This is a genomic window from Kitasatospora phosalacinea (assembly GCF_000717185.1).
Classification (GTDB): Bacteria; Actinomycetota; Actinomycetes; order Streptomycetales; family Streptomycetaceae; genus Kitasatospora; species Kitasatospora phosalacinea_A.
In genome coordinates this window covers 31,832-47,837 of record NZ_JNYE01000059.1, presented here as the reverse complement: position 1 = coordinate 47,837, position 16,006 = coordinate 31,832, and the positions used below count along the sequence as shown (strand labels likewise).

Below are 16,006 nucleotides of genomic sequence, written 5' to 3'. Positions count from 1 at the left end.
CGGCGGGGGCGGGGGCGCTGCCGGCGGCGGGCTGCCCGGGCAGTTCGGCGACGGGCGGGCGGGGGGCCGGGCGGGCGGCCAGGCGGCGGGCGACGGCGAGCCGGGCGCCGGGGGTGCGGACGTACTCCAGCCACTGCGGGTCGGGCCCGCTGTCCTCGCCGTCGGGGGCGAGCAGCAGGCCGAACACGTCGCCGTCGCGCAGTTCGGTGGAGAGCGCGGCGAGCCGGCCGTTGACCCGGGCGCCGATGCACCGGTGGCCGGTCTCCTCGCCGAGCAGGTAGGCGGCGTCCAGGCAGCTGGAGCCGGCCGGCAGGTGCAGGGTGGCGCCGTCCTCGGTGACGGCGGTGATCTCGCGGTCGTCGCGCAGGTCGGCGGTGAGCGCGGACCAGAAGGCGTCCGGGTCGGGGGTGTCCTGCTGCCAGTCGAGCAGTCGGGCCAGCCAGCCGGGGCGGGCGGGGTCGGTGCGGTCCTCGGGGTCGTCGGCGGCGCCCTGCCGGTCGGCGGCGCGCGGGTCGCCGAGGGCGACCACGCCGGTCTCGGCGACCTCGTGCATCCGCCGGGTGCGGACCAGGACCTCGACCACCTCGCCGCCGGGCAGCGCGACCGCGGTGTGCAGCGACTGGTACAGGTTGAACTTGGGGGCGGCGACGAAGTCCTTGAACTCGCCGGGCAGCGGCGTCCAGCAGGTGTGCAGCTCGCCGAGCACGGCGTAGCAGTCGGCGTTCTCCTCGACCACCACCAGCAGCCGCCCGAAGTCGGCGGGCCGCAGCCCGGCGCCGTCCGGCCCGGCGCCGCGCTTGATCATCACCCGGTGCAGCGAGACCAGGTGCCGGGGCCGGACGGTGACGGCGGAGGGGATGCCGGCCTCGGCGAGCTGGCGGCCGAGCTCGGCGGCGAACGGGGCGAGCACGCCGTCCGTCCAGCCGCCGGCCACCGCGCCGGTGTGCTCGTACTCCTCGGGGTGCAGGGTGGCGAAGACGATGTCCTCCAGCTCCGCCTTGACCACCTGGATGCCGAGCCGTTCGGCGAGCGGGATCAGCACGTCCCGGGTGACGTTGGCGATCCGCACCTGGCTGGCGGGCTTCATGTGCCGGATGGTGCGCATGTTGTGCAGCCGGTCGGCGAGCTTGATCACCATCACCCGGACGTCGTCGCCGGTGGCGACCAGCATCTTGCGGAAGGTCTCGGGCTCGGCGGCGGCCCCGAAGTCGACCTTCTCCAGCTTGGTGACGCCGTCGACCAGGTACGCCACCTCGGGGCCGAAGTCCTCGGCGACCTGCTCCAGCGTCACCTCGGTGTCCTCGACGGTGTCGTGCAGCAGCGAGGCGACCAGCGTGGTGGTGTCCGCGCCGAGCTGGGCGAGGATCATCGTCACCGCGAGCGGGTGGGTGATGTACGGCTCGCCGCTCTTGCGGGTCTGCCCGCGGTGGCTCTCCTCGGCGAGGCGGTACGCCCTGGTCAGCAGCGGTACGTCGGCCTGCGGGTGGTGCACCCGGTGGGCCTGGACGATCGGCTCGATGGCGTCGGGGACGGGCGTCCGCCCGGTGGCGAGCAGCGCCGCCCGGCCGGCCCGGCCGAGCGCCGCACGGCTGAAGCGGCTCGCCTGCTGCTTGGACGGCGAGCCCGCCAACTCGGAGCGGATGGTCATCTGCACCTCCGGCAGCAACACCGGAGCGACGGCCGACCCGGTGGTCCATGCTACCGAGCAGAGCACGTTGCGCGAGCCCCCGCTTCCCCTCTGTCACCCGGATCACCCGAACGGGCGGATTAACCGGAGAGCGCGGTGGGAAGCGGGAGCTGACGCCGCATCGCGCTGACCTGCCGTCAGGCCAGCACGCCCTCCGCGACGATCACCGCGGGGCCGGTCATCTCGATCCGGCCGTCCGGGAACTCCTCGATCACCAGCCGCCCGCCGGGCACGTCCACCGTGTAGCGCACCGCCTCGCCGGTGGCCGCCGGGTCGACGCCGTCGCGCCGGATCGCCGCCACCGCGACGGCGCAGGCGCCGGTGCCGCAGGAGCGGGTCTCGCCGGAGCCGCGCTCGTGCACCCGCATCGCCACGTGCCGCTCGCCGCGGTCCACCACGAACTCCACGTTCACGCCCTGCGGGTACGCGCCCGCGGGGGCGGTGGCCGGGGCGTCGAGCAGGGTGCCCGCGTGGTCCAGGTCCTCGACGAAGGCGACGGCGTGCGGGTTGCCCATGTTGACGTTCAGCGCGGGCCAGGTCCGCCCGTCCACGGTGACGGTGATGCCGTCCGGGCCGGGGAGGACGGCGCGGCCCATGTCCACGGTGACCTCGCCCGGGGTGCCGTCCGGGGCGTCCTCGGCGATCCGCACCTCCTTCACCCCGCCGCGGGTGGCCACCGCCAGGGCGCCCGGCTCCGCGTGCCCGGCGTGCACCAGGTACCGGGCGAACACCCGCACCCCGTTGCCGCACATCTCGGCGATCGACCCGTCCGCGTTGCGGTAGTCCATGAACCACTCGGCCCGCCCGGCCATCCCCGCCGCGGCGGGCTCGGCCGCCGAGCGGACCACCCGCAGCACGCCGTCCGCGCCGATCCCGGCCCGCCGGTCGCACAGCTCCGCGACGGTGTCCGCCGACAGGTCGATCCGACCGTCCGGGTCCGGGACGATCACGAAGTCGTTCTGGGTGCCGTGCCCCTTGAGGAAGGCCGTTCCGCTGATTCCGCTGCGCTCGCTCACACCGCCGATGGTAACGGGGGCCGTCGGGCGCCCGGCCCGCGGTGCGGGGCCCGGCGGGGCCTAGCCGCGCAGGTGGACGACCCGCCACAGGGCGAGCGCCACCGCCGCCGCGGCCAGCAGGGTGTACAGCACGATGGCCTTCCACCCGGCCCGCTCGGCGCTGCCGCGGCGGGGCACGCCCGGCCACTTGTAGCCGGCCCGGCGGGCGGCCATCGCGCCCCAGCCGACCGAGGCGGAGGAGATCAGCAGGCCGAGCATCCCGATCATCGCGGTCGCGCCCTCGCTGCCGAAGGCCAGCGGGAAGGCGAACATCAGCGAGCCGAACATCAGCGTCGCGGCGATCGGCAGGATCTGCCACCAGCGCAGTCGGCGGCGCGGCCGGATGTCCCGCTCGTGGACCACGCCCGGCGCGGCGGCCAGGTCGTCGATGGCGGGCAGCGCCACCGCGTACGAGGTGGTGGGGACGGCGAGCTCGGGGAGCGTCTCGGACCCGTCGGAGACGTCGCCGAGCAGCTCATCGGTTTCGGGGCCGGTACCCGTTGACACGCGGCCTCCCCTGACGGCTCGACACGAGCTCCGGGGCTCGCGGGCGGTGAGGCCGGCCCGCGTGCCGGGCCTCGGTGCTACCGATGATGGCACGTACCAACACCCCGGCAGGGGGTCCCGCGGCTTGATCGGGTGATCCGATGCCAGGACGTGATCCCGCCGTGACCGCCGGTGCCTCCTGCACCTGCGTCTGCCGGTGCAGACGCCGCGAGCCTGGCCGGATCGGGCCGTCCGGCAGCCGAAACGCGCCGGTCAGCCCGATTCGCCGGGCCCCGCCGGACGGTCGATCAGTTCCAGTGCCCGGCCCAGCAGCTCGACCGGATCGGCGCCCTCGGGCCGGTCCAGCCAGTGGATCCGGTCGTCCCGGCGGAACCAGGACTCCTGCCGCCGGGCGAACCGCCGGGTCGCCCGCACGGTCTCCGCCCGGGCCTCGTCCTCGGTGCACTCCCCCGCGAAGAACGCCAGCACCTGCTGGTAGCCGAGCGCCCGGCTCGCGGTCAGCCCCTCGCGCAGCCCGGCCTCCTCCAGCTCGCGCACCTCGTCCAGCAGCCCGGCCTCCCACATCCGGTCCACCCGCAGCTCGATCCGCCGGTCCAGCTCCGGACGCGGCACCCGGACGCCGATCTGCACCGCCCCGTACACCGCCCGCTGGGTCGGCAGGCTGGCCGTGAACGGGCGCCCGGTGATCTCGATGACCTCCAGCGCCCGGACCACCCGCCGCCCGTTGCTGGGCAGGATCGCCTCCGCCGCCGCCGGGTCCAGCCCCGCCAGGCGCCGGTGCAGCGCGCCGGGGCCGACCCGCTCCAGCTCCTCCTCCAGCCGGGCCCGGACCGCCGGGTCCGTCCCCGGGAACTCCATCTCGTCCACGGCCGCCCGCACGTACAGGCCCGAGCCGCCGACCAGCACCGGCACCTGCCCCGCCGCCAGCTGCCGGTCCATCTCCGCCCGCGCCAGCGCCTGGTACTCGGCCACCGAGGCGGTCTCGGTCACCTCCCACACGTCCAGCAGGTGGTGCGGGACGCCGCCCCGCTCCGCCGGGGTCAGCTTGGCGGTGCCGATGTCCATGCCCCGGTAGAGCTGCATCGAGTCGGTGTTCACCACCTCCCCGCCGAGCTCCCGGGCGATCGCCACCGCCAGGTCGGACTTGCCGGCCGCCGTCGCGCCGACCACCGAGACCACCCGGGGCAGGACGTCGGGGCGCGCAGAAGAGGAGGAAGAGGAACCGCTCACCCCACCAGTCTCGCAAAAGCCGGGCACCTGCCGTGTCGCACCGCCGTCGACCGGGGAGGATCAGCTATATCCGGTACGGGAATGACCCGATATGCGAGGAGCGCACCCATGGGCCTGATGGACAACCTCAAGGGCAAGGCCGAGGAACTCAAGGGAAAGGCGAGCGAACTGGCCGGGAAGCACGGCGACAAGCTCGACAGCATGGTGGACAAGACCGGCGAGGCGATCGACAAGGCCACCAAGCACAAGTACTCCGACAAGATCGTGAAGGGCACCTCGGCGACCAAGCACGCCCGCGACGACTTCGCCGCCAAGCCCAAGGACGACTGACGCCCCGCCCGGCGCCCGGCGCTCAGCACCAGGAGGCCACCAGGTAGCCGACGCCGTACGGGGCGTCCTCGTAGCGCAGCTCACCGCTGAGCGCGGCACCCTCCGCGGCGCCCGCCAGCACCTGCCACGGGGCGCGCCCCCCGGCCATCAGCTCGGCCGACAGCTCCGCGTCCAGCCCGGCCAGCGCCGCCGCGTCCGCCCCGGCCAGCGCGCGCGCCACCGCCCGGTCGTACCCCTCGGCCCGCTCGTCCAGGTACCCGGGCGCCTTCACCGAACGCCGGGCGCTGCCGTCCCCGAGCACCAGCAGGCCCACCCGGTCGGCGAGTTCCGCCAGCCCGCGGCCCAGGCCCAGCAGCCGCTCCGCCCCCGTGTCCGGCCGCACCGCGACGGCGTGCGTCGGCACCCGGACGCCCGCCTCCTCCAGCAGCCACGCCCCCACCGTCAGCGCGGGCGACAGCTCCGGACCGTCCACCCCGCCCAGCGGCAGCCGCACCGCCTTCGACACCCCGTACCGGCGCAGCGACCCCGCCCCGCCCTCCGTCCACACCCCGGCCCGCTCCCCGGCCCCGACCACCACCACCAGGTCGACCCCGGCCAACTCCCCCACCGCCGCCAGGCACGCCCCCCGCAGCTCCGCCACCTCACCCGCGGCACCGGCGGCCACCTCCGGCACGAGCAACGGCGGGCAGGGGCACACGGCGGCGGCAGCAAGCATGTCGATCACTCTACGCGGAGGGCACCGGCCGGGAACGCGAAGCCCGGGAACGCGAAACCGGGGGCGCGAGGAACGGCGCGGCCGAGCGAGCACGCACAGCCGGATCGCGACGCAGGACACGAACTTGCACTGCCCTGCGCCCCCGGCTTCGCACCGCCCCGGCTCGCGCAGCCCTCAGCAGCCGCAGCCGTCCCCGCTCGGCGCGGCCGCCACCTGCTTCGGCGCGCCGATGCTCGGCAGCCCCAGCATCACGCCCGCGGGCTTCGCCGCCGGTGCCGCCTGCCGCTTCTCCCACGCGTCGCCCGCCCGGGTGCGCCGGACGCCGAGCGCCGGGCCCTCCGCGAGGAGGTGGTGCGGGGCGGCGTAGGTGATCTCGACGGTGACCATGTCGCCGGGCCGCACCCCGCCCTCCGGGCGCGTGAAGTGCACCAGCCGGTTGTCGGGCGCGCGCCCGGAGAGCCGGTCGGTGCGGTCGTCCTTCTTGCCCTCGCCCTCGGCGACCAGGATCTCCAGCCTGCGGCCGACCTGCTTCTTGTTCTCCTCCCAGGAGATCTCCTCCTGGAGGGCGATCAGCCGGTCGTAGCGCTCCTGGACCACGGCCTTGGGCACCTGGTCGGCCATGTCGGCGGCGGGCGTGCCGGGCCGCTTGGAGTACTGGAAGGTGAACGCGTTGGCGAAGCGGGCCTCGCGGACCACGTGCAGGGTCTGCTCGAAGTCCTCGTCGGTCTCGCCGGGGAAGCCGACGATGATGTCGGTGGAGATCGCGGCGTCGGGCATCGCGGCCCGGACCTTCTCGATGATGCCGAGGAAGCGTTCCTGCCGGTAGGAGCGCCGCATCGCCTTCAGGACGGTGTCGGAGCCGGACTGCAGCGGCATGTGCAGCTGGTGCATCACGTTGGGCGTCTCGGCCATCGCGGCGATCACGTCGTCGGTGAAGTCGCGCGGGTGCGGCGAGGTGAAGCGGACGCGCTCCAGGCCCTCGACCTGGCCGCAGGCCCGCAGCAGCTTGCCGAAGGCCTCCCGGTCGCCGAGGTCGGAGCCGTACGCGTTGACGTTCTGCCCGAGCAGGGTGACCTCGACGACGCCCTCGGCGACCAGCGCCTCGACCTCGGCGAGGACGTCGCCGGGGCGGCGGTCCTCCTCCTTGCCGCGCAGGGCGGGGACGATGCAGAAGGTGCAGGTGTTGTTGCAGCCGACCGAGATCGCGACCCAGGCCGCGTACGCGGACTCGCGCCGGGTGGGCAGCGTGGAGGGGAAGGTCTCCAGCGATTCGAGGATCTCGACCTGGGCCTTGCGCTCGACCGCGGCGCGCTCCAGCAGGGCGGGCAGGTGGCCGATGTTGTGGGTGCCGAAGACGACGTCGACCCAGGGGGCCTTGCGGACGATGGTCTCGCGGTCCTTCTGGGCGAGGCAGCCGCCGACGGCGATCTGCATGCCGCGGTTGGCCTGCTTGGCGGGGGCGAGCCGGCCGAGGTTGCCGTACAGCTTGTTGTCGGCGTTCTCGCGGACCGCGCAGGTGTTGAAGACGACCAGGTCGGGGTCGCCCTCGCCGTCGGCCTTGGCGTAGCCGGCCTCCTCCAGCAGCCCGGACAGGCGCTCGGAGTCGTGGACGTTCATCTGGCAGCCGTACGTGACGACCTTGTAAGTTCGCAAGCTCTCCTCCATACCCACAGGGCCAAGGGTACGGGCAGCGGGGCGGGCCTCCCGCCGGGCGGTGGGGGCTGGCAGTATCCACGGCATGGCTGCTGCGAACCTCTCCCCCCGTCCGGGTGCCGGGCTGCGCGCCGTCCTGCGCGGCCGGCTGTCCCGGGTCGCCGCGGTGCTGCTGCTGGTGGCCGGGGGTGCGGGCGGCTGGTGGGCGTCCTCGGCGCGCTCGGCCTCGGGGCCGCACGGCCGGGTGGCGTTCGCGACGGGGGTGGTCGGCGGCGTGTACGACCGCTACGGGGTGCTGCTGCAGCAGTACATGGGCGGCCACCTGCCGGGGCTGAAGGTGCAGCTGGACAACTCCGAGGGGTCGATGGACAACCTGGAGCGGCTGGTGTCGGGCCGGGACGACTTCGCGGTGGCCACGGCGGACGCGGTGGCCTCCTTCGACAGCCCGGAGAAGCCCCGGCTGCGGGCGATCGCCCGGCTGTACGACGACTACATGCAGCTGGTGGTGCCGGCCGACTCGCCGGTGCACTCGGTGGCGGACCTGCGGGGGCTGCGGGTCGGGGTGGGGCAGTCGAAGTCGGGGGTGAACCTGGTGACCCGGCGGCTGCTGGAGGCGGCGGGCCTGGACCCGGACCGGGACGTCCGGTCGGGCGCGGTCAGCGTCGTCCAGGCGGCGGACGAGCTGCAGGCGAAGCAGCTGGACGCGTTCTTCTGGTCCGGCGGCCTGCCGACGACCGCGCTGTCGGACCTCTCGGAGCGGATGCCGATCCGGATCGTGCCGATGGGCGACCTGTCGGACCGGCTGCACCAGCAGGCGGGCCCGGGCGTGGACGCGTACCGGGCGGCGACCATCCCGGCGGACGCGTACCCGGACGTGCAGCCGGAGCGGGTGGCGGTGCCCACGGTGGCGGTGCCGAACCTGCTGGTGACCCGGGCGGACGTGGACCCGGCGCTGGTGGAGGCGCTGACCCGGGCGGTGATCGACAGCCGGGACGACATCGGCCGCCGGGTGCACGCCGCGCAGCTGGTGGACCTGCGCACCGCGGTGTACACCGACCCGCTGCCGCTGCACGAGGGCGCCGAGCGCTACTACCTGTCCGTGAAGCCCTGACCCCGGTCAGGCGCCGGGCCAGCGGCGGCGGCGCGGCACCACCAGCCGCACGGTGAGGCCGTTCGGCTCGGCGGCCGCGAAGTCGAGGCCGCCGCCGCCGGCCAGCAGCAGGGTGCGGGCGATGGACAGGCCCAGGCCGGAGCCGTCGATGTTCTGGTGCCGGGAGGAGCGCCAGAACCGGTCGCCGACCCGGGCCAGCTCCTCCTCGGTGAGGCCCGGTCCGGCGTCGGTGACGGTGGCGGTGACCTCGTCCTTGCCGATCAGCAGGCCGACCCGGACGGTGCTGGCGGCCGGGGTGAACTTGAGCGCGTTGTCCAGGACGGCGTCCAGCGCGCTGCCGAAGCCGATCGGGTCGGCCCAGGCGTGCGCCATCGGCGGGCCCTCCCAGTGCAGCGCGACGCCGCGCTGCTCGGCGAGCGGCGCCCAGGCGTCGACCCGGGTGCGGACGAGTCCGGCCAGGTCGACGGGTTCGGGTTCGGGCCGGGAGCCCTCGGCGGTGGCGAGGCCGAGCAGGTCGTCGAGCACCCGGGCCAGCCGGGCGCCCTCCTCGCGGACGGCGACGAGCTCCTCCTCGTGGCCCTCGGGCAGGTCCAGGCCGATCAGCTCGACCCGCAGCAGCAGCGCGGCGAGCGGGTTGCGCAGCTGGTGGGAGGCGTCGGCGACGAAGGCCCGCTGCTGGTCGATGGCGAGCACCACGTGGTCCGCCATGTCGTTGAACGAGCGTGCCAGGCGCCGCAGTTCGGGCGGTCCGCTGCTGGGGGCGACCCGGGCGCCGAGCCGTCCGGTGGCGATGTCGTGGGTGGCCCGGTCGAGGGTGCTGACGGGGCGCAGCACCCAGCCGGTGAGCCGGACGGCGAGCAGGATGGCGACGATCATGGCGAGCGCCTCGCCCCCGGCCAGCACCATCCAGCGGTGCAGGATGCGCGAGCGCAGCCCGCTGGTGGGCGACTCGGTGAGCACCACGGCGACCACGTCGCCGTCGCGGACCACGGGCAGGGCGACGGCCAGGGTGCGGTCGGGGGTCCACGGCCAGACCTGGGGCGGGTTGTGGCTGCGGCGGCCGGCCAGCGCCTCCTGGTAGGCCTGGCGGCCGGGCCCGGCGGCGGGGGGCCGCCAGTCGGCGGGGGCGACGGCGACGGAGCTGCCGTCGCGCTGGAAGACGCCGATCCGGACGCCGTACAGCTCGTGGTAGCGGCTGGCCTCGCTGGTGAGGGCGTACAGCCGGCCGTTGTCGCCGGGGCCGGGCTGCGGGTCGCCCTTGACGGCGCTGGCGCTGGGGCGGCCCTGGGTGGGCAGGTCCTGGGCGAAGCGGGCGGCGTCGTCGATCCGGTCGACGACCACCTTGGACTGCTCGGAGGCGGCGATCAGGTAGGCCAGGGGCACCCCGAGCGCGGCCAGCACGCAGGCCATCAGGGCGATCAGGATGCCGAGCAGGCGGTTGCGCACGGTGCGGTCAGCGCTCCGCCGGGCCGTCGCCGACGGGGCCGGGCTCGCCGTCGGGCTGGCCCGGGATCAGCCGGTAGCCGACGCCGCGGACGGCCTCGACCAGGCCGGGCAGGCCGAGCTTGGTGCGCAGCGAGCCGATGTGCACCTCCAGGGTGCGGCCGTTGCCCTCCCAGCCGGAGCGCCAGACCTCGCTGAAGATCTGCTCGCGGCGGTAGACCACGCCGGGGCTCTGGGCGAGCAGCGCCAGCAGGTCGAACTCCTTGCGGGTGAGCGGGACGTCGCGGCCCTCGACGGAGACCCGGCGGCGCTCGCGGTCGATCTCGATGCCGCGGGAGGCGAGCGGTCCGGCCGGTTCGGGGCCGCTCTCCTCGGCGGGCCGGGGGGTGCCGCGGCGGGCCACCGCGTGGATGCGGGCCAGGAGCTCGCCCATGTCGTAGGGCTTGACCACGTAGTCGTCGGCGCCGAGGTTGAGGCCGTGGATGCGGGAGCGGATGTCGGCCCGCGCGGTCACCATGATCACCGGCACGCCGCTGCCGGCCCGGATCCGGCTGCACACCTCGAAGCCGTCGCGGTCGGGCAGCCCGAGGTCGAGCAGCACCACCCGGTACGGGTCGCTGCCGTCGGGCACCAGCGCGTCCAGCGCCTCGTGGCCGCTGCGGGCGTGCCGGACCTGGAAGCCGTGCCGGCCCAGCACCGCGACCAGGGCGGCGGCCACGCGGTCGTCGTCCTCGACCAGGAGCAGGCGCATCGGGTTCCCTTCCGGTGGCGCGGGTGGAGTCGGCACGGTCGTCGTTCGCACGCGTCCGGACGCTCGGCGGCCCGACGCCCGACCCGGTGGTGCCCGGATCGGGACCGGCCCATCCTGGCATCCACCCCCATCGGGGGTCACCCGGTCAACCGGGTTGCCCGGTCCGTTACCCAGCCGGTATCCGCTACCTCCCGACTACCCGGCGTAGCCGAACCGTGATCCTCAAGTTCAGCTCAGATCGGCTGACGAGGAGTCGTGTACCTGTCTAAAGTCACCCCAGTCCGGGGGCCGAGGGCTCCGCCGGCTCCGGCCCCCGGACATCAGACGGACCATCACCGGCTCTGCGGCCCCTGCGAGTTGGCCCGGGTTCGGAGGACGAGGGAGCGAGCCGCGATGACCGAGAACAGTGCCGACCCGAGCGTGCCCGAGAAGGGCCGGGGCACCCCGCTGGTGTCGCTGCGCGGGGTGAACAAGCACTTCGGCGCGCTGCACGTGCTGCAGGACATCGACCTGGACATCGCCCAGGGCGAGGTCGTGGTGCTGATCGGCCCGTCGGGCTCCGGCAAGTCCACGCTGTGCCGCACGATCAACCGGCTGGAGACGATCGACTCCGGCACGATCGAGGTCGACGGCCGCCCGCTGCCCGCGGAGGGCCGCGAGCTGGCCCGGCTGCGCGCCCAGGTCGGCATGGTGTTCCAGTCCTTCAACCTGTTCGCGCACAAGACCGTGCTGCAGAACGTGGTGCTGGCCCAGGTGAAGGTCGGCCGGGTGCCGAGGGCCGAGGCGGAGAAGACCGCCCGCGAACTGCTGGAGCGGGTCGGCGTCGGCGCGCAGGCCGACAAGTTCCCCGCCCAGCTGTCCGGCGGCCAGCAGCAGCGGGTGGCGATCGCCCGCGCGCTGGCGATGGACCCCAAGGTGATGCTGTTCGACGAGCCCACCTCGGCCCTCGACCCGGAGATGGTCAACGAGGTGCTGGAGGTGATGCGTTCGCTCGCCGCCAAGGGCATGACCATGGTGGTGGTGACCCACGAGATGGGCTTCGCGCGCTCGGCCGCCAACCGCGTCCTGTTCATGGCGGACGGCCGGATCGTCGAGCAGAACACCCCCGAGGCGTTCTTCACCGCGCCGCGCAGCGACCGCGCCAAGGACTTCCTTTCGAAGATCCTGCACCACTGAGTCCCGTGTTGTTCTAGCGTCAGTTCGAATTTGCCCGGAGCCAGCGATGGCCCCTACCGAGGAGAAGAACGACCGCATGAAGGCCCGCCGTACCGTCGCCGCCGCCCTGTCCGTGCTCGCCCTGACGGCGGTCGCCGCCTGCGGCAAGGACGGATCCCCGAACTCGGACTCCGCCGGCACCAAGGGCGGCTCGGCCGCCCCGCAGCTGCCCACCTACCAGGTCAACGCCGACGCCAAGCTGGACGGTTCGCCCACCTGGGTCGAGGCCAAGAAGAACGGCAAGCTCCGCATCGGCGCCAAGTCGGACCAGCCGTTCCTCGGCTTCGAGGACGTGCAGACCGGCAAGCGCAACGGCTTCGACATCGAGATCGCCAAGATGATCGCCGCCGACCTCGGCTTCTCGGCCGACCAGATCCAGTTCACCACCATCAACTCCAGCGCCCGCGAGACCTCGCTGGCCGGCGGCCAGGTCGACTACTACGTCGGCACCTACTCGATCAACGACAACCGCAAGAAGACGATCGACTTCGCCGGCCCGTACTACATCGCCGGCCAGTCCCTGCTGGTGAACAAGGACAACACCGACATCACCAGCGCCGAGACCACCAAGGACAAGGCGGTCTGCACGGTCACCGGCTCGACCTCGGTCGCCAACATCCAGAAGTACGGCGCCAAGGTCACCCAGTTCGAGAGCTACTCGCTCTGCGTGGAGAAGCTGCTCACCAAGGAGGTCGACGCCGTCACCACCGACGACGCGATCCTCAAGGGCTACGCGGCGAAGAACCAGGGCCAGCTCAAGGTCGTCGGCGCGACCTTCTCCCAGGAGCGCTACGGCGTCGGCCTGAAGAAGGGCGACGCGGTGCTGCAGAAGGCGATCAACGACGCCCTCAAGAAGCACGAGGACAACGGCGACTGGAAGAAGGCGTACGACGCCACCCTGGGCCTGTCCGGTGCCGAGGCGCCGTCCGTCCCCGCGCTGGACCCGACCACCGCCTCCTGACGTCCCGACAGGACACCGGTACCGAGAAAGGAGGGCCGCCGGCATGGGCATACCGTTCGAGGACGGCAACTTCTCGCTGTTCGTCCGCGGGTTCCTGGGGACGATCGAACTCAGCGCGCTCAGCGCCCTGTTCGCACTGCTGCTGGGCGTCGTGCTGGCGGCCTTCCGAGTCTCACCGGTCCCGGTGCTGCGGACCTTCGGCACCACCTGGGTCACGGTGTTCCGCAACACCCCGCTGACCCTGATGTTCTTCGCGGTGACCTTCGTGCTGCCGCGGCTGGACGTGCACATCAGCAGCTTCACGGCCGCCGTGGCCGCGCTCAGCATCTACACCGGCAGCTTCGTCTGCGAGGTGCTGCGCGCCGGCATCAACACCGTGCCGCTGGGCCAGGCCGAGGCCGCCCGCTCGCTCGGGATGGGCTTCGGCCAGACTCTCGGCCTGGTGGTCCTGCCGCAGGCCGCCCGCGCGGTGATCGCGCCGATGGGCTCGGTGTTCATCGCCCTGCCCCGCAACTCGGCCGTGGCCGGCGCCTTCAACGTGTTCGAGCTGTTCAGCGTCCAGAAGACCCTGACCGAGAAGGGCTACGACATCTTCGCTCTCTTCTTCTGGCTGGCCCTGGCCTACCTGGTGATCAGCTTCTCGGTCGGCGCGGTCTTCTCCGCCCTGGAGCGGCGCACGGCGGTGGTCCGATGAGCACCCGCTCCGCCTCCGTCCTGTACGACGTCCCCGGCCCGCGGGCCCGGATGCGCTACCGGCTGGCCGGCCTGCTCGGCGTGCTCGGCGTCGTCGGCCTGGTCTGGTGGGTGGTCACCACCCTGATCGACCAGGGCCAGTTCGACGGCTGGCTGTGGGACCCGTTCCAGTACAGCGCCGTCCAGCAGCGCATCCTCGACGGCGTGCTGGCCACCCTGAAGGCGTTCGGCCTGGCCGCGGTCGGCTCGCTGGTCCTCGGCGCCCTGCTCGCCGTCGGCCGGCTCTCCGACCACCGCCCGGTGCGCGCGGTGTGCACCGCCGTGGTCCAGTTCTTCCGGGCCATGCCGCTGGTGATCATGATCTTCGCGCTGTACCAGGCGGTGTTCACCGCCCAGCCGATGTGGGGCCTGGTCATCGGCCTGACCCTGTACAACGGCGCCGTGCAGGCCGAGGTCATCCGCTCCGGCATCAACGCCGTCCCGCGCGGCCAGTCCGAGGCCGGCTACGCCCTGGGCCTGCGCAAGACCCAGGTGATGAGCCTGGTGCTCGTCCCGCAGGCGGTCCGGACGATGCTGCCCGCGATCATCGGACAGCTGGTCGTCACCCTCAAGGACACCTCGCTCGGCTACATCATCACCTACCCCGAGCTGCTGTACGCGGGCAAGCTGATCGCCTCCAACTCCGACGGCTACCCGTACATTCCGGTCGTCCTGGTGATCACCCCGATCTACATCGCGATGTGCCTCGCCCTGAGCGGCCTGGCGCACTGGCTGGAGTCGCGCGGCCGCCGCGGCGCGAACCGTCGGGTCGCAGCCGCTGCTTGACGGACACCCAGGTGATCTGTTGCATTGCTCTTCGTGACACCACCTGGGACCTCCCACCCGGCACTTGACCCACCGGCGGCCGCCGCCGCCCGCCCGAAGGCCCCGACATGGACGCGGTGATCATCGTCGGGGCCGGGCCCGTCGGGCTCGCCCTGGCACTCGCGCTGGCCCGCAACGAGGTCCCCAGCACCGTCCTGGACGAGGGCACCGGCGTCAGCCCGGAGAGCCCCCGCACCGTCGTGCTCGGCGGCGACACCGCCGCCTTCCTCGCCCGGATCGGCTACACCCGGGTCGGCTCCGACGCCGCCCGCTGGGACGCCTTCACCGTCTGGCGCCGCCGCGCCGAGGTGCTGCGCCTGCCGCTGGACGCCGAACCCGTCCTGCACCTCGCCCAGCACCGCCTGCAGCGCGGCCTGCGCGACGCCGTCGCCGCCACCCCGCTGATCCGCCTGCTGCCGCGCCACCGGGTCGTCGAACTCGCCCAGGACCGCGACGGGGTGAGCGTCCGCACCGAATCCGCCGGGCAGGACGCCTGGTGGCGCGGCAGCCACCTGGTCGGCTGCGACGGCGCCCGCTCCACCGTCCGCCGGCTGCTGAAGGTCCGCTTCCCCGGCCGCCCCGCCGTCGACCGGCACGCCGTCGCCACCGTCCGGGTCGACCTGCCCTTCCCCGGCGAGGCCCGGCTGCACCGCGAACCCCCGTGGCGCGGCGACCGCGAGGCCTCCGCCCGCCCGCTGCCCGACGGCCTGTGGCGGCTCGACTGGCGGCTGCCCCCCGGCCGCCCCCAGCCCACCGAACCCGTCGACCCGCACGCCACCTGGCCCGGCATCGTCACCGGCGACACCCTGCTCACCCGGGTCACCTCCGCGCTCACCGGCTGGTGCGGCGAACTCCCGCCCCACCAACTGCTCGCCGCCGCCGACCACACCTACCAGCAGCGCCTCGCCGCCCGCTTCCGCACCGGCCGCAGCTTCCTCGCCGGGGACGCCGCCCACCTGCACGGCGCCCTCGGCATGCAGAACCTCGCCGACGGCCTGCGCGACGCCGACAACCTCGCCTGGCGGCTCGCCCTCGCCTGGCACCTGCCCCCCACCGGCGACCGCGCCGACCGCGCCCTGCTCGACGGCTACGAGGCCGAACGCCGCGGCGCGGTCGGCGCCCGGCTGCGCGCCGTCGACCAGAGCATGCCGCTGCTGCGACCGCTGCGCGGCTGGGCCGAGACCCGGCGCTCGCTGTTCTCCGGCTCCTTCCGCAAGCACGCCCCGCTGCTCGTCGACGGCCAGCTCGGCACCGGCCGCTTCGGCGGCGCCCCCGCCTACCCGGCCGCCCCCTCCGGCGTCGCCCCGCGCGTCCCCGAGCAGCGCGGCTCCGGCCGCGGCACCGCGCTCACCGAACAGCTCCCGGCGACCGCCCCCGGCGTGCTGGTCCCCGACCTCCCGGTGGTCACCGCCGACGGCACCGCGGAGACCCTGCGGGCCCGCCTCGGCGGCCCCTTCCTGCTCGTCCTGGTCGCCCCCGGCGCCGCCGTCTGGTCCGCCGAGCACTGGCTCGGCGCCGGCCTGATGCCCCGCCTCGCCGACCTCGCCGCCGCCCTGCCCGTCCCCACCGAGGTCCTGGTCACCGACACCTACCCCGGCGCCGCCCCGCACACCGTCCTCCTGGTCCGCCCCGACGGCCACCTCCTCGGCACCACCCCCGGCCTCCACCCCGAGACCCTGCACGCCCTCACCGCCCCCCTCACCCCCAAACCGGGCCTGGAACAGGAGAAGACCCGGTAGGGGCGCGAGGAACTGCGCGCCCGACCACCCACCGCCGTCACGGAGAAGACCG

Annotated in this window: 15 protein-coding genes; 7 read left to right on the top strand and 8 right to left on the bottom strand. The window is 74.0% G+C overall.

The genetic code is table 11. The features are described from left to right. From OO57_RS23845 to miaA, 4 genes are all read right to left on the bottom strand, one after another. The coding region (locus tag OO57_RS23845) for a RelA/SpoT family protein (protein WP_033254673.1) at positions 1 to 1,648 on the bottom strand (1,648 nt) is incomplete at its 3' end. A gap of 176 nt (positions 1,649 to 1,824) precedes the next feature. Continuing rightward, positions 1,825 to 2,703, bottom strand: coding sequence for a diaminopimelate epimerase (gene dapF, locus OO57_RS23840; RefSeq protein ID WP_234337471.1), 879 nt, complete (start codon positions 2,701 to 2,703; stop codon positions 1,825 to 1,827). Positions 2,704 to 2,763: 60 nt separating this feature from the next. Further along, complete coding sequence (locus OO57_RS23835; RefSeq protein WP_033254660.1) at positions 2,764 to 3,249, bottom strand: hypothetical protein; 486 nt, start codon at positions 3,247 to 3,249, stop codon at positions 2,764 to 2,766. A 252-nt stretch (positions 3,250 to 3,501) separates the two neighbouring features. Continuing rightward, a complete protein-coding gene (gene miaA, locus OO57_RS23830; RefSeq protein ID WP_051778157.1) occupies positions 3,502 to 4,479 on the bottom strand; it encodes a tRNA (adenosine(37)-N6)-dimethylallyltransferase MiaA in 978 nt (325 codons plus the stop codon). 108 nt (positions 4,480 to 4,587) lie between these two features. Here miaA and OO57_RS23825 point away from each other — a divergent pair, with 108 nt between their 5' ends. Then, entirely contained in the window at positions 4,588 to 4,809 is a 222-nt protein-coding gene (locus OO57_RS23825) for an antitoxin (RefSeq protein WP_033254659.1), read from the top strand. A gap of 22 nt (positions 4,810 to 4,831) precedes the next feature. Here OO57_RS23825 and OO57_RS23820 read toward each other — a convergent pair whose 3' ends face one another. Then, the gene (locus OO57_RS23820; protein ID WP_033254670.1) at positions 4,832 to 5,524 is read right to left on the bottom strand and encodes a hypothetical protein; all 693 of its coding nucleotides are present in this window, start codon (positions 5,522 to 5,524) and stop codon (positions 4,832 to 4,834) included. Between the two features lie 174 nt (positions 5,525 to 5,698). Then, the gene (gene miaB / locus OO57_RS23815) at positions 5,699 to 7,189 is read right to left on the bottom strand and encodes a tRNA (N6-isopentenyl adenosine(37)-C2)-methylthiotransferase MiaB (protein ID WP_106974086.1); all 1,491 of its coding nucleotides are present in this window, start codon (positions 7,187 to 7,189) and stop codon (positions 5,699 to 5,701) included. A gap of 73 nt (positions 7,190 to 7,262) precedes the next feature. On the opposite strand from miaB, the gene OO57_RS23810 reads away from it, so the two are divergent. Further along, on the top strand, positions 7,263 to 8,288 hold the full coding sequence (locus OO57_RS23810; RefSeq protein WP_033254657.1) for a TAXI family TRAP transporter solute-binding subunit: 1,026 nt from the start codon (positions 7,263 to 7,265) through the stop codon (positions 8,286 to 8,288). 6 nt (positions 8,289 to 8,294) lie between these two features. Here the strand turns inward: OO57_RS23810 and OO57_RS23805 are convergent, their stop codons facing one another. Continuing rightward, positions 8,295 to 9,734 carry a sensor histidine kinase gene (locus OO57_RS23805; RefSeq protein WP_033254656.1) on the bottom strand — a complete coding sequence of 480 codons (1,440 nt, stop codon included), beginning with the start codon at positions 9,732 to 9,734 and terminating at the stop codon, positions 8,295 to 8,297. Between the two features lie 7 nt (positions 9,735 to 9,741). Then, positions 9,742 to 10,482 (bottom strand): response regulator transcription factor, encoded by a 741-nt coding sequence (locus OO57_RS23800; protein ID WP_033254655.1) that lies wholly within the window; start codon positions 10,480 to 10,482, stop codon positions 9,742 to 9,744. A 393-nt stretch (positions 10,483 to 10,875) separates the two neighbouring features. Here OO57_RS23800 and OO57_RS23795 point away from each other — a divergent pair, with 393 nt between their 5' ends. The 5 genes from OO57_RS23795 to OO57_RS23775 all read left to right on the top strand — a co-directional run bounded on the left by OO57_RS23795 (position 10,876) and on the right by OO57_RS23775 (position 15,954). Further along, positions 10,876 to 11,658 (top strand): amino acid ABC transporter ATP-binding protein, encoded by a 783-nt coding sequence (locus OO57_RS23795; RefSeq protein ID WP_033254654.1) that lies wholly within the window; start codon positions 10,876 to 10,878, stop codon positions 11,656 to 11,658. Positions 11,659 to 11,734: 76 nt separating this feature from the next. Beyond that, entirely contained in the window at positions 11,735 to 12,658 is a 924-nt protein-coding gene (locus tag OO57_RS23790; protein ID WP_033254669.1) for a glutamate ABC transporter substrate-binding protein, read from the top strand. A 43-nt stretch (positions 12,659 to 12,701) separates the two neighbouring features. After that, positions 12,702 to 13,352: an amino acid ABC transporter permease gene (locus OO57_RS23785; protein ID WP_033254653.1), complete on the top strand. Its 651-nt coding sequence runs from the start codon at positions 12,702 to 12,704 to the stop codon at positions 13,350 to 13,352. After that, on the top strand, positions 13,349 to 14,176 hold the full coding sequence (locus tag OO57_RS23780) for an amino acid ABC transporter permease (protein WP_033254652.1): 828 nt from the start codon (positions 13,349 to 13,351) through the stop codon (positions 14,174 to 14,176). Before OO57_RS23785 ends, OO57_RS23780 begins: the two co-directional genes overlap by 4 nt. Before the next feature lie 107 nt (positions 14,177 to 14,283). Beyond that, positions 14,284 to 15,954 (top strand): FAD-dependent monooxygenase, encoded by a 1,671-nt coding sequence (locus OO57_RS23775; protein WP_051778156.1) that lies wholly within the window; start codon positions 14,284 to 14,286, stop codon positions 15,952 to 15,954. The last annotated feature ends 52 nt before the right edge of the window (positions 15,955 to 16,006 follow it).

Coding starts and splice junctions, on each gene's coding strand:
- OO57_RS23825 (WP_033254659.1), top strand. CDS start 4,588: ATGGGCCTGATGGACAACCTCAAGGGCAAGGCCGAGGAACTCAAGGGA.
- OO57_RS23790 (WP_033254669.1), top strand. CDS start 11,735: ATGAAGGCCCGCCGTACCGTCGCCGCCGCCCTGTCCGTGCTCGCCCTG.
- OO57_RS23810 (WP_033254657.1), top strand. CDS start 7,263: ATGGCTGCTGCGAACCTCTCCCCCCGTCCGGGTGCCGGGCTGCGCGCC.
- miaB (WP_106974086.1), bottom strand. CDS start 7,189: ATGGAGGAGAGCTTGCGAACTTACAAGGTCGTCACGTACGGCTGCCAG.
- OO57_RS23800 (WP_033254655.1), bottom strand. CDS start 10,482: ATGCGCCTGCTCCTGGTCGAGGACGACGACCGCGTGGCCGCCGCCCTG.
- OO57_RS23775 (WP_051778156.1), top strand. CDS start 14,284: ATGGACGCGGTGATCATCGTCGGGGCCGGGCCCGTCGGGCTCGCCCTG.
- OO57_RS23785 (WP_033254653.1), top strand. CDS start 12,702: ATGGGCATACCGTTCGAGGACGGCAACTTCTCGCTGTTCGTCCGCGGG.
- OO57_RS23780 (WP_033254652.1), top strand. CDS start 13,349: ATGAGCACCCGCTCCGCCTCCGTCCTGTACGACGTCCCCGGCCCGCGG.
- OO57_RS23795 (WP_033254654.1), top strand. CDS start 10,876: ATGACCGAGAACAGTGCCGACCCGAGCGTGCCCGAGAAGGGCCGGGGC.
- OO57_RS23820 (WP_033254670.1), bottom strand. CDS start 5,524: ATGCTTGCTGCCGCCGCCGTGTGCCCCTGCCCGCCGTTGCTCGTGCCG.